Here is an 11,688-nt window from a genome sequence, read left to right as displayed (position 1 = left end):
CTTACCACCCCCCAATCAGGCTTAAACCCTTACACAACTCCCAAAAAAACCAGCCAAGCCCAAACAGCAAGAACAGGAGGGTAATGAAGTAGGCAAGAGCTTCCTTCATTCTTTGCCCTCCTCGAAAATCTCTGTATCGGCTTCAGCATCTATGTATGAGCTGTTTCCGTTGCGTTTATTCTCCTGCATCAAGAACTTCCTCAATGCTTCCCTTACAATCTCCGATTCCGTTTTGTAGTAGCCGTGCTCAATGAGTTCTCTGAGCTTATCTTTGATAGTTTCCCCAACCTCTACAACAATTCTTGCCATATTTGTGCTTAAATTGTAACAAATATTTAAAGTTTACTGTTTTTGTTACAATACTGAGAGAAATTGTTAAATAATTGATAAAATATTGTAACATAGATGGGGAGAAAAGCCGTGAAAGTCAAAAGTCAAGATGGATTTATTAGGGTAACAATACCCGATGAACTTGCAAGAAAAATCGATGAATTCATAGAAGAGAGCGGAGGATTATATACTTCACGTGCGGAGGTCGTTAGAGCAGCCTTAAGGCTTTTTTTTGAGAAGGTTGAGAAATCAGAACTAACCCCTGAAGAGGAAGAATTCATCAAAAAAGCCAAAGAAGGTAAAATCAAGCCAGATTTTGAAATCGAAACCAACGAGATTAAGTTTTAGGGAGGAATCTCAGATGTTGGCATCCGTGGAGGTTGGAGATAGAAAGTTCTGGCTTGAGTACATGATCAAGGTCAAGAAAAAACGGAAGGTTTTCAGCAAGGATAACGTTAAGCTCATTCTGGAAAAGGAAGAAGTTGAAGATGTTGAATTCTGGGGAGTTTACGAATATGGTGAGGTTGCAAAGGCAGCTTTAAGGTTGATTGAGGAGCTTTTCATTAAAGAGAATAAGAGCAGGAATGAGATATTAGAATACATTCAGAAATATTATGGTATGAAAAAGTCCGATGCGAAAGATTTGCTGGATTATGCGGAGTGGTATTTGTTTAGTGGGTAGGTGGGAGCATGAAACGAGTATTTGTAATAGCTATGATATTAGTCATTGGAGTGGGGTTCTGCGGTTGTGTTGAAGATGTTCTAAAACTCGCAAAATACGCAAAATACGCCAAAGCAGCTAAAGCGGTGAAACTAATCGAATTAGCTCCCGAACTTCAGGAAAAATACCATTTTCCAACATATGAAGATGAAATTAAATCTACTGCCGAATTAATTTATGAAAAAGTAGATTATGACAACCCAATTGTGAGAAACTTTGCTGTAAAACTCGCTTCAAAATATCCGGGTGATAGAAACATTATGCAGCTTCAGGCAATGTATTCCTACGTTAAACCGAGATGGAGATACGTTTCTGATCCACAGGGCTTTGAGTACTTTGCTTATGCTTCTGAAACGATTAAAAACAATTTCGCAGGAGATTGTGATGATTACGCTATTTTAATGGCGGCTCTCGGAGAGGCTACTGGTTTTAGAATGAGGATATTATTTGGTTGTAGCGAGAGCGAATGCCATGCTTTCCCAGAAGCTTATCTCGGGCCTGAGAATAATGCCAAAAAGTTGTTGCAATATCTTTCTTACACTTTCAGAGATACAATTCATTACAGTAAAGATGGTAAGGGAAATTACTGGCTTAGTCTTGATTGGACGAGCAACCACATAGGCGGGAAGTATTTGGTAAACAAAGTTTACATAGCCTTCTATCCTGCCGAAAAAAGGTATGAAGTTCTTTCTGCTAAGTAAGTAACCTGTTTTTTATTGTTTCATCACGAAATGTTTAAGTTTACCCGCCCCTATGTTCCACATGGAACAATCTGGAACATACTCTGAATCAACATTAAGGAAACCTCAAACAACAAAAAACAGCCAGAGAAAGGTTGATTTGCATATCAGAATTTCACAAGAGAATTATATATTTCTAAAAGAAAATTACAGAAATCGTTTTTCAGAGACTATCGATAAACTATTGGACTTTTTGAGGACTGAGCAACCCTTAGAGTTCAAAATTTTAAAAATAGGATGCCCGGAGAGGGATTTGAACCCCCGACTATGCGGTCTTCAGCCGCACGCTCTCCCTGGCTGAGCTACCCGGGCTTGAATATACGTGGCTCGTGAGTATTTTAATATTTTTGGTTGATGTAGTAGCAGGCAGAAAAGGTTTAAAGCATAGGGAAAACACTTGCTATGGAAAAGCTCCGCCATCTACTCAAGCACTGGATTGAACACAGTAAAGAGCACACTGCAAAATACGAGGAGTGGAGTGAGAAAGTAAAACAGGACTATCCTGAGATTTCGAAGAAGTTAATAGATGCCGCAAAAAAGTTTAGAGAGGGTGAAAAACTTCTTGAAGAGGCTTTGAAATTGATTAGGAGGTAAGCATGTTTGACGTTAGAGTAGAATCTGAGGATGGGGTTTGTAAAATCAAACTCTATCCCTCAAACCCAGAGCTTGAAATTGGAGGTTATGGCAGAGATGATATCATCGTCTTCAAAGGAGCACCAGTGAGTATTGTAGCTTTGCAGAGGATGCTCGAAAACGAATTTGGGAACACATTAATCGTTTTACGCAAGAACTCACTTGAAGTTGAGCTTCAGAGACTTGATTGCAAGCTTGTTGTGGATGATGTTGCAAAGGCGATTGAGGAAATGATGGAGAACGCTGCAAAAGACCTTGAGGTAATTGAAGACGCGATAAAGGACTCTCTGCAAAGGTATATCAGACGGATGAGAGGTGGGAATGGAGATTAAAAAGTTGAGGGTAGCAATCCCGCCTCCCGGGACTGTACCCGAGGTATAATCCCGTAAAGATTAAGTATTGGTGTACATAGAAACAACCATGGATATCCATAACAATAAAAAACTCCTTGAAAGAGAAGTTGAGCTCCTCAAAGCATCACCAATAAATGAGCAAAATAAGGAACTAATCTTAAAGTTCCGTCGTGATTTAATCGCTTCTGGAATCAAACCACCAAGAATTGTCCGTTACATGAAAGCTCTTCGATTGATATGTGAGAGATATAAAAACAAACCATTTCCCGAATGGAGTGTAGACGATATAAAGGATGTCCTTGCTGCAATCGAATACAGTGATTATGCAGTTCAGACGATAAATGACTTCAGAAAAGCTTTAAGAAAATTCTTTAAATGGCTTCACGGAGAGGATTGGCCTGGATTAAAAGTTCTAAGGGGTGAACGAAAAGACAATCGCAAGCCAGACGTTCTAACAGAAGAGGAAATTTTGAAAATGATAGATTCTGCGAAGTATCCAAGAGATAAGGCACTAATTGCTGTTGGTTACGAAGCTGGATTACGTGTAGGAGAGTTGCTCTCGCTCAAAATAAAAAACATTATCTGGACAAGCTTTGGAGCAAAAATTAAAGTCTCTGGCAAGACAGGTGAAAGGCAAGTTCCAATTGTCATGAGTGCTCCTTATCTGAGGCGTTGGCTAGATGAGCATCCTGATGGAGATAATCCAGACGCTTTTGTGTTCGTAAATGTTGGCACTACTAATCATGGAGAACTAATGACATACATGGCATTTAGAAAGGTGCTAAGAGAGGCTGCCAAGAAAGCTGGTATCAAAAAGAGAGTATACCCACACATTTTAAGACATTCTCGTGCAACAATTTTAGCCAACTACTTAACTGAAGCCCAAATGAACGAGTTCTTCGGCTGGGTCCAGGGAAGTGACATGCCCCGTATCTATGTTCACCTTTCTGGGAGAGACATAGACAAAGCGATTAACAAGATATATGGTTTAGAAGTTGAAGAAGAAGAGAAGGAGAAAATGGCAAAGCCCGTGAAGTGTCCCCGCTGCGGTTACTTAAACGCTCCAACAGATAAGTACTGTGGAAGGTGTGCTCTAATCTTGGACGAGAAGGAGAGACTGAGAATCCAGATGGAAGAACCAAAAATGATGGGAGAAATGATGAACATGCTGTTACAAAATCCAGAACTCATGGAGAAATTCAAGGAAATGCTAAAGCTTATAGAACTCGTGGAGCAGAATCCAGAAGCCATGAAGGTTCTTCTAAATGGCCTACAACGTGGTTAGATGCGAATTTGAGTGTGTTGTTTTTTCTTTCAGTATCCTTTTTAGTTCGGCGATAATCTTGCCATTGTACATTTCATCAAGCAGTGTTAGTGCCGCAGCTCTTGCGATAGGGCTACCGTTTAAAGCTAGTTTTATTAGTGTATCCTTATCAATGTTAATACTTCTAAGCATATACGTATTTACGTAAAAGTATATTTAAGCTTTCTCCTTCAGCAAATTAACTTCTCAGAAAAGTATATATACTTGACTTAAGTATATATATGTTGAAGTAAAGATGTGTAAGGAAATAGGGAGGTGGAATGTATGAGCAATGGTAGTTTGAAAACGACAGTTATATTGGATCCCGAAACGAAGCTGATGGTGAGCGTGCTGTCCGGACTTTTCAATGCAGACATGAAAACACTGATCCATTCAGCAATAAGAGTTTTGTACGAATACGTTAAAGCGTACGAGCTCCCGCCAGAAGTTGCAGAATCTTTGGATAGCTTGATAAAATACGGAGAGAAGGTCGAAAAGCCGCTTAATGAGGTTGTTGAAGGAATCGTGTCTGTTATTCGAGAAGGGAAAGGCTTCAAAGTTGAGGGAGCAATAAAGAAGAAAAAGTAACCATTTTTTATTTTAAAATTTAAATTCATTTAACGCATCTAAAACAAGCTTTGAATCGTACTTCTTTATAACTACTCTTGTCTTCCCCCTTCCTTTGCGATAAGCTGTATCGATCAGCTTTAGATGCTCAAGCTTCATCAGCACTTCGTGGAACTTAGCATAACTTATCTGAACTATTTCTTTAAACTGCTTGTAAAGCTGTCCTGTCGTCATTTCGTTAGACGATAAGTAAATAAGCTTAAGCAGTGCTCTTTCAATGCTATTCAAAGCTAAAACACCTTTTCTCAAAAACACCTTCCACCCATCTTCGCATACAGCTTCAACATCTCTAACCTCAATTCTTCTGCTTGCTCTCTTCTCAGCTTCCCTTCCAGCCATCTTAAGCAAATAAATTCCGTAACGAAGATCTCCGGCTTCGTGGGTTAGATCTACTATCTTTTCAAGTGCCTCATCGGTTAAAACATCTGGATAAAACCCATACTTTGCTCTAGAAGATAGGATATCATAGATCTCTTCCCTTGAATAGGGCGGGAAAAGAACTATGTCCGGATGGAATATCGATCCAACGTAGATGTCAAACCTCTCAGCAATTCTAACATCAGTCGAAATTCCAATAACTCCTATCTTTACACCATCAACTTCTTCGTGGGCCTTTATTAAAGAATGCAGTATTTCGTTCAACACCTTGTCATCCAGTATAATGTTCAAATCGTCGAGAGCCACAATTAGAACCTTCTCATCATCCAAAATTTTGTTCAGTATGCTGTAGTAAACCTTTGTAAATGGAGTGCCGTAAGATGGCAAAGTATAGCCATGAACTCTCTCAAATATCTTTGCAAAAACCTGTTGTTTTGAATTAATTATCTGACAGTTCACGTAAACCGGAATGACAGAATCGCTAACGTCTTCAATTTCTTTAAAGAGTAACTTAACTGCAGTGGTTTTCCCTGTCGATGGAGGACCTAAACATAGAGTGTTTATGGGCCTGGACTTCATCAAAGCTGGTCTGAGATTTGATGCAAGCTGAGAGATCTGCCTATCTCTATGCAGATATTCTTCTGGTAAGTAATCTAAATCAAAAACGTCTATGTTTTTAAAGAGGGTTTGGTTGTGCCAGAGCACATCCATACTACTTGTTAGGCTCGATAATCATTCCATTGTACTCAATCAATCCTAACTCCGCTTTAAGTTTCTCTATCAATCCCTTCGTGTAGTATTCTGGAATTCCCATAGCAAGTGAAGCTCTCTCAACAATCTCATTGAGCGAATGACCTTCTTCAATTAACTGCTTCACGATTTTCTTCAGCTCTTTCGCAATCTCTTCTTCGTCAGCCTCATCGACAACTTCTGCATATTTGATGATGTAGCGGTAAAATTCCCTCTCACCTCTAAGCCATTTCTCTTCTATTGCATGAATTCTTACGTTAACCCATTTGTTGTTACCTACGGGGAGCCACACCATACTATCATTCCACCGTAATCTCTCTTCTCGAAACCAGCACTTTTGGTTGTAGTTTTCCTTCTATCTCATACTTCTTATGTAGTTCATTTATTGCTTCCCTGATGAGATGAGACAATCCCTTAAAATCCCCTGTTTCTAAGAGCTCGTTGATCTTATCTATTGTAATCGGGTCGACTGATGCCCATACTTTGTCAGTACTCCTGTCTAATTTCTCAATCAGCTTTGGCAACTCATCACCTCCATTTGCTTCTAAGTTTACTTCTACTACACTCCAAAGATTAATATTTCGGTATATTCTAATTCAACTTAGAAGTTGAAAAGAAGACGTAAAAACATAAATACTTCGATGTATAAATGTAGAAGTATATAGGGGTGAAAGAATGCCCCTCGTCAGATTAGACGTTGAAATTGAAGTTGTAGAAATCCCAACAGCAATTGAGATAATCGGCGTCTTTGACCCAGATGCACTTAACAAGATTTTAGATGAACTAAGCAGATACATAATTCCAAGTGAGGTGGAAGTAAACGCTAAAACGATCTTTGATGAGTAAGTGTATTTAATTATTTTTTAAACAAAATATTTTGAAAACTTTGAGTTTTCTGGATTGTAACATATAGGACATTTCTTCCAGAATTTTGGAACTATGAAAGTTCCTTCCTCAGCATGATACGGACAAACGATTTCTTTTAGATCACCAAACATCTCATAATAAAAAGAAACTTTGTAATCCTTATCAATCTCGAAGAACCAAATAAGCCCTTCTAAAGGTTCGCTACCGTGTAGATCATCTCTATAAGCGAATCCCAAGTTGAAGTAGTTGTCTTTGTACTGGCCGTAGTGTACGTGTCCTTCAAGGTGGAGAAAAGCGTCTGAGAATACCTCAGTTTTATAATGAGTGATGTATATCGTTTTTTCGTCTATCTGAGTGTAATCGTTGGTTATGTACAGCTCTGGTTCATCGGAGAATTCAATGCTATCTCGAACTACCCATAGATTTTCGATATCTAGTCGATTGAATAGCATTTGCTCAAACTTCATCAAGGGGAAATTATGCCCTCTTCTTTCAACTTCCTCTCTTAACGCTTCAAACAAAAGTAAATCTCTGTTTCCCCAAACGAAGTATACTGGTATATCTAGTGAATCCAGCTCAAGAAACATTTCTTCAAGATTATTAAGCTCAGTTGTGATAGGCTGATTGAGCGAAACAAAATCACCAGTAAATATAACAGCATCAACGTCTTTTCCGCTAATCACTTTTACAATCTTGCGGAGAGTCTTAATCGAACCATGCAAATCTGTAAATGCAGCGAAGTTCATGATTCACCTCTTGTTAACTTTAATTGCCATATTTAGGAGACTCATCTACCTACTTAAAAAGATTGATAAGAGAGTATTCAAAGTTATTATAACTATCAAACTTACATCTTCTAAGTCAAATCTCTGGTTTTCAAGTTAAATTATCTTATGAATCAGACAATAGAGTGATTAGACAGTTGTACAGATAGAACAGGCGAGCGTTTTGTATCCTTTACCTCATACAAGCCATCTCCTGTATTTTTTAAATTTTTTACTTCCACAGCACTCGCAGATCTTAACTTTTAGCGTGTGAAAATTCTAATGGTGGTCTGTATGAGTGAAGCTGTGGGTGGTTTAGTTAGCTTAGAGGACATACCCGGCGTTGGTCCATCCACAGCGGAAAAACTTCGGAATGCAGGTTATACTACGGTTGAGGAGATAGCCGTAGCCTCTCCCATTGAGATAAGTGCTGCAACGGAAATCAGCGAAAACACAGCTGCCAAGATCATAGTTGCTGCGAGAAAACTTGCAAATGTTGGAGATTTTGAGACCGGAGATAAAGTTTTTGAGAGAAGGCAGAATGTAAGCAAGATAACAACTGGAAGCGGAGAGCTCGATAGGTTGCTTGGTGGTGGTATAGAAACCCAAGCCATAACAGAGTTCTATGGTGAGTATGGTTCTGGAAAGAGCCAGCTCTGCTTCCAGCTCGCTGTAAACGTTCAACTTCCCGTAAGCGAAGGTGGACTCGACGGGTCGGTAATTATAATCGATACTGAAGGAACATTTAGGCCTGAAAGAATCGCACAGATGGCTGAGGCAAAAGGTCTCGATCCTATGGAGGTTTTGAAGAACATACATGTGGCAAGAGCTTACAACTCAAGTCATCAAATGCTTTTAGTTGACAAGGCAAAGGAGGTAGCAAAGAAAATGAAAAACAATGGAAAGCCAGTAAGACTGCTAATCGTTGATTCTTTGACTTCCCACTTCAGAGCTGAATACGTTGGAAGGGGAACTTTAGCTGAGAGGCAGCAGAGGCTTAACAAACATCTGCACGACCTGATAAAGTTCAGCGAGATATTCAATGCCGCAATAGTTGTTACGAACCAAGTCATGGCTAAGCCTGAGTCACACTTTTACGATTCTACTGCTCCAGTTGGTGGGCATGTCGTTGCACATACAGCAACTTTTAGAGTTTATCTTAGAAAGACTAAAGGGGATCTAAGAATTGCAAGGCTCGTGGATTCGCCATGTTTGCCAGAAGCTGAGGCGATGTTTAAGATAACTGAGAGAGGGATAGAGGACGGAAGGAAATAAAATAGAGATTTTTAGCAATAATTATTTAACTCTTTGAAACTATATTTTAGTTTTTTATTTACTATACTATTAAAAAATGGGAAAATAGAGACAAGTCTGACCAAGCTTTTCATGTTTTCACGTTAACATAACCTATTACTTTCCATGAGCAGCTTACAAAACCTGTTAATTGCATCACTCGTTTTAATTACTTGAACTTTTTGTTAAAGCAATTATATCTTTATCATAGTTGAACGAAAAATTTAAGTTACAAAGATACAATTGATTATCAATGAGTTTGCACATCATTGTTAATCGAAGGTTGTGGACGAGTTTTAGCAAACACGGAGAAACTGAAAGATTCTCTGATGCCATAGAGAGTTTTTGCTTAATATTGGGGGTGATCGCATGAATTTCCTCAATCTTTTCAGGGCCAACGTTTCAATTCCCAGTAAGGTACAGGGTTACTACGTTTGTCTTGAGAAGCTTTCAGATAAAAGGAAAGAGGAGAGATATGCTATTATCCAAGGATTGATCAACACTCTCAACTCCAAAGGCATAGACTGTGCGACGGCTCCAAAGGATCTTACTGATTATGACATCATCCTCCTTAATCCTCCAGCCGAAGCGATTGAATTGGTAAAGCAGATAATTAGAAAATACGATCCAAAGCTAGAGAAAACGATTATTACTGATATTAGCGTTATTAAAAAGGCTTGGCAAAGCAGAATAAGGAATCACTTGATTGCCAAGGGATACTTAAGGATTGGAGACCAATACATCACGAAAGAAGAAATCAAATCAAGAAGTAAATTCAAGCATGCGTTCAGAGTTCAAGCTTCAATTCATAACGGACGACTTGCCCTGTATCTCGATCCAAAGACTAAGATAATGGAACCTTTGCCAGATCATCTAATAGATAGGGCCGATGAGCTTAAAGAGGAATCTGGGATAAGAGTAAGAGTTCTACCTAGATGGAATGAAGGCTTCTTACAGGGAAGAGACAAAGGTAAAGCAGGTGATAGACTTTTCCCGTATATGGGCAAAAAGCTTAGAGGAGACGAGTACTGGAAAGTTAAACACGAGATCGATTTTGTGAATCCAGAAGATGAGCTTCTCAAAGTTTACGTACCTGAATACGATAAAACTGGAAGCTACCCGAGAAGCTGTGTATTTTTAGAGTTTAAAAGGGGAACGTCTTTACCCGACAATCTAAAAAAGAGCCCTGCTCAGAGAGTTAACGAGTCCATAAGATTCTTGAAGCAAATTCAGCCCGTAACGTTCCTCGGCTTGCGGCTGAGTTTCAGTATCACTTCTGTCAACGAAGCTGGATTTGAAGAATATTCTTTCGCACCAAACGTTCACGTTATCGTAGGTGGTGGGAAGAGTGTACCAATAAGTGACGTTAATAAGGCATTGAAACTTCACGGCCCTTATGCTGGAACTATAAATGGAGAATATATTGTAATCTACCCAGATAATGTAGATTTAAGGACTTTGAGAGTTGCGATGAGCAGAATTGAGAAGGTATATTCAAGTCTAAAACTCGGCAGTTTAAAAGCTTCTGATATAGATGGAGGATTTCTCTGCGTAGAAGGATCAAAGGTAACCGACTACTCCGCAACCATACTTGAGCTTAGACAGCGGTTGAGGAACAAGGATGTTTTGGCCATAGTCGTGCTACCAGATGAGTACGCTTCGGAAATCTATTACGAATCACGGAGCAGGTTGTTCGAAAGAATTTTTGGGTTAAATCCCGTCAAAAGCCAGTGTATCCTAGCTGAAACTTTGGATGAAATACTAAACCCAAATACTTCTTACTACGTATGTGCCAACATAGCGTCTCAGTGCTACGTGAAGCTGGGAGGTTCAGGGTCAGCAGTCTGGATTCTGAGTGAGTCAGCCGATTCACCGATAAGAAGAATTAGCGCTGGATCGAGCTGTTACGCCTATTACGATGTATCACGAAGACCGAAGAAAAAGGCATCGGCATCAGCATACAGTGCTCTCACAGACTCCTACGGCAGATTTATTGCAACAGGGTCCAAGCCAGTAGGCGGAGAGGGGCTTACCCCCTCAACCTTTTACGATGTGCTCGTGGAAATTTTGCAGAAAGTTTCGATGTTCAACAGGATGTTTGGAGAAGTGTGTGAAGGTAGAAGTTTTGAGTTTAGGCGACTCGTTTTTGCCAAAGATGGAGTCATAAGGCGCAATGAGGCAAGGATGATGAAAGAAGTCATACTTAATGGCATTCCCGACGAGGGAAAAGAACCGATAAAACAACTACTCGAAAAGAGTAAACTTCTGCCAGATCAGCTTGTAATAGATATAATAAGTGTTAACAAATCACCAAATAAGAGGATTTTCAGATATGACGGCAGATCGTACAGAAACGTGAGGCAGGGAACAGGCATATCCTTTGATGGGAAAAGTGGACTTTTAGTATCGTCTTCTACTCACTCGGGAACAGTTCAACCGATTGAATTAACTCTCCATGATCACATATGCTTAAATACAGATGTGCCTGAACCGCACATTTCAGAAATAATGGATGAATATTACAGGTTGAGCCACTTAAATTGGGCATCATTATTTAAGCAAGGAAAGTATGCGTTGCCACAGATATTAACACAAAAACTCGGGGAGAACATTTCTGCTGGTCTAGCGATACCTGACGATTTGATTTTATTGTAGCTGTACTTAAAGTCCTTTTCCACTCTTATTTCAGAAGTACGACAATAACTAGCTAGTTGATAAATACTGTAATAACTCCAAAACAAGTATGCACAATCTGCTCGTGAAAGTTTGCGTGGAAATCAGTTTTCTGTTTACACAAACTCAAGTTAGTGCTGGAACTAGTAGTTAACATTAATTATGTATTTCCACCTTACTCCTTATTAAATATAGCTATATTTAATTTAAAACAAAATTTCGAATCGCTGTTAGTTGTATAGTCCCAAAAAATTTG

Annotated in this window: 15 protein-coding genes and 1 tRNA gene; 10 read left to right on the top strand and 6 right to left on the bottom strand. The window is 39.3% G+C overall.

The window, feature by feature from the left end:
* Positions 1 to 105: 105 nt before the first annotated feature.
* Positions 106 to 309, bottom strand: a complete 204-nt coding sequence (locus tag BP688_RS10300) for a hypothetical protein (protein WP_290623380.1) — start codon at positions 307 to 309, stop codon at positions 106 to 108.
* A 111-nt stretch (positions 310 to 420) separates the two neighbouring features.
* On the opposite strand from BP688_RS10300, the gene BP688_RS10295 reads away from it, so the two are divergent.
* Genes BP688_RS10295 through BP688_RS10285 form a run of 3 tightly spaced genes read left to right on the top strand, consistent with a single transcriptional unit; the run spans position 421 to position 1,752 of the window.
* Positions 421 to 678, top strand: coding sequence for a ribbon-helix-helix domain-containing protein (locus BP688_RS10295; protein WP_290624633.1), 258 nt, complete (start codon positions 421 to 423; stop codon positions 676 to 678).
* A 13-nt stretch (positions 679 to 691) separates the two neighbouring features.
* Positions 692 to 1,012, top strand: coding sequence for a hypothetical protein (locus BP688_RS10290; RefSeq protein ID WP_290623384.1), 321 nt, complete (start codon positions 692 to 694; stop codon positions 1,010 to 1,012).
* Between the two features lie 8 nt (positions 1,013 to 1,020).
* Positions 1,021 to 1,752, top strand: a complete 732-nt coding sequence (locus tag BP688_RS10285) for a transglutaminase domain-containing protein (RefSeq protein ID WP_290623386.1) — start codon at positions 1,021 to 1,023, stop codon at positions 1,750 to 1,752.
* Between the two features lie 277 nt (positions 1,753 to 2,029).
* Here BP688_RS10285 and BP688_RS10280 read toward each other — a convergent pair.
* Positions 2,030 to 2,103 (bottom strand) — tRNA-Phe (locus BP688_RS10280).
* A 90-nt stretch (positions 2,104 to 2,193) separates the two neighbouring features.
* Here BP688_RS10280 and BP688_RS10275 point away from each other — a divergent pair.
* The 4 genes from BP688_RS10275 (at position 2,194) to BP688_RS10260 (ending at position 4,668) form a co-directional block, all read left to right on the top strand.
* Positions 2,194 to 2,385, top strand: coding sequence for a hypothetical protein (locus tag BP688_RS10275; protein ID WP_290598164.1), 192 nt, complete (start codon positions 2,194 to 2,196; stop codon positions 2,383 to 2,385).
* A gap of 2 nt (positions 2,386 to 2,387) precedes the next feature.
* On the top strand, positions 2,388 to 2,756 hold the full coding sequence (locus BP688_RS10270; protein ID WP_290598165.1) for a hypothetical protein: 369 nt from the start codon (positions 2,388 to 2,390) through the stop codon (positions 2,754 to 2,756).
* Between the two features lie 88 nt (positions 2,757 to 2,844).
* Positions 2,845 to 4,062, top strand: a complete 1,218-nt coding sequence (locus tag BP688_RS10265) for a tyrosine-type recombinase/integrase (RefSeq protein ID WP_290598166.1) — start codon at positions 2,845 to 2,847, stop codon at positions 4,060 to 4,062.
* A gap of 303 nt (positions 4,063 to 4,365) precedes the next feature.
* The gene (locus BP688_RS10260; protein ID WP_290598167.1) at positions 4,366 to 4,668 is read left to right on the top strand and encodes a hypothetical protein; all 303 of its coding nucleotides are present in this window, start codon (positions 4,366 to 4,368) and stop codon (positions 4,666 to 4,668) included.
* Positions 4,669 to 4,680: 12 nt separating this feature from the next.
* Here the strand turns inward: BP688_RS10260 and BP688_RS10255 are convergent, their stop codons facing one another.
* The 3 genes from BP688_RS10255 to BP688_RS10245 are packed head-to-tail and all read right to left on the bottom strand — an operon-like array spanning position 4,681 to position 6,359.
* Positions 4,681 to 5,796, bottom strand: a complete 1,116-nt coding sequence (locus BP688_RS10255; RefSeq protein ID WP_290598168.1) for an ORC1-type DNA replication protein — start codon at positions 5,794 to 5,796, stop codon at positions 4,681 to 4,683.
* 1 nt (position 5,797) lies between these two features.
* Positions 5,798 to 6,130 (bottom strand): hypothetical protein, encoded by a 333-nt coding sequence (locus BP688_RS10250; protein WP_290598169.1) that lies wholly within the window; start codon positions 6,128 to 6,130, stop codon positions 5,798 to 5,800.
* Positions 6,131 to 6,134: 4 nt separating this feature from the next.
* Positions 6,135 to 6,359 carry a hypothetical protein gene (locus tag BP688_RS10245; RefSeq protein ID WP_290598170.1) on the bottom strand — a complete coding sequence of 75 codons (225 nt, stop codon included), beginning with the start codon at positions 6,357 to 6,359 and terminating at the stop codon, positions 6,135 to 6,137.
* Positions 6,360 to 6,510: 151 nt separating this feature from the next.
* On the opposite strand from BP688_RS10245, the gene BP688_RS10240 reads away from it, so the two are divergent.
* Positions 6,511 to 6,681, top strand: a complete 171-nt coding sequence (locus BP688_RS10240; RefSeq protein WP_290598171.1) for a hypothetical protein — start codon at positions 6,511 to 6,513, stop codon at positions 6,679 to 6,681.
* A 17-nt stretch (positions 6,682 to 6,698) separates the two neighbouring features.
* Here BP688_RS10240 and BP688_RS10235 read toward each other — a convergent pair whose 3' ends face one another.
* Positions 6,699 to 7,448 carry a metallophosphoesterase family protein gene (locus BP688_RS10235; RefSeq protein ID WP_290598172.1) on the bottom strand — a complete coding sequence of 250 codons (750 nt, stop codon included), beginning with the start codon at positions 7,446 to 7,448 and terminating at the stop codon, positions 6,699 to 6,701.
* Positions 7,449 to 7,760: 312 nt separating this feature from the next.
* On the opposite strand from BP688_RS10235, the gene radA reads away from it, so the two are divergent.
* Positions 7,761 to 8,741 (top strand): DNA repair and recombination protein RadA, encoded by a 981-nt coding sequence (radA, locus tag BP688_RS10230; RefSeq protein WP_290623388.1) that lies wholly within the window; start codon positions 7,761 to 7,763, stop codon positions 8,739 to 8,741.
* A gap of 387 nt (positions 8,742 to 9,128) precedes the next feature.
* Positions 9,129 to 11,414: a Piwi domain-containing protein gene (locus BP688_RS10225; protein WP_290598174.1), complete on the top strand. Its 2,286-nt coding sequence runs from the start codon at positions 9,129 to 9,131 to the stop codon at positions 11,412 to 11,414.
* The last annotated feature ends 274 nt before the right edge of the window (positions 11,415 to 11,688 follow it).

This window comes from Archaeoglobus sp. UBA230 (assembly GCA_002507545.1).
Taxonomy (GTDB): domain Archaea; phylum Halobacteriota; class Archaeoglobi; order Archaeoglobales; family Archaeoglobaceae; genus Archaeoglobus.
Note: the sequence above shows the minus strand (reverse complement) of the source record. Positions and strands in the feature narration are given on the sequence as shown.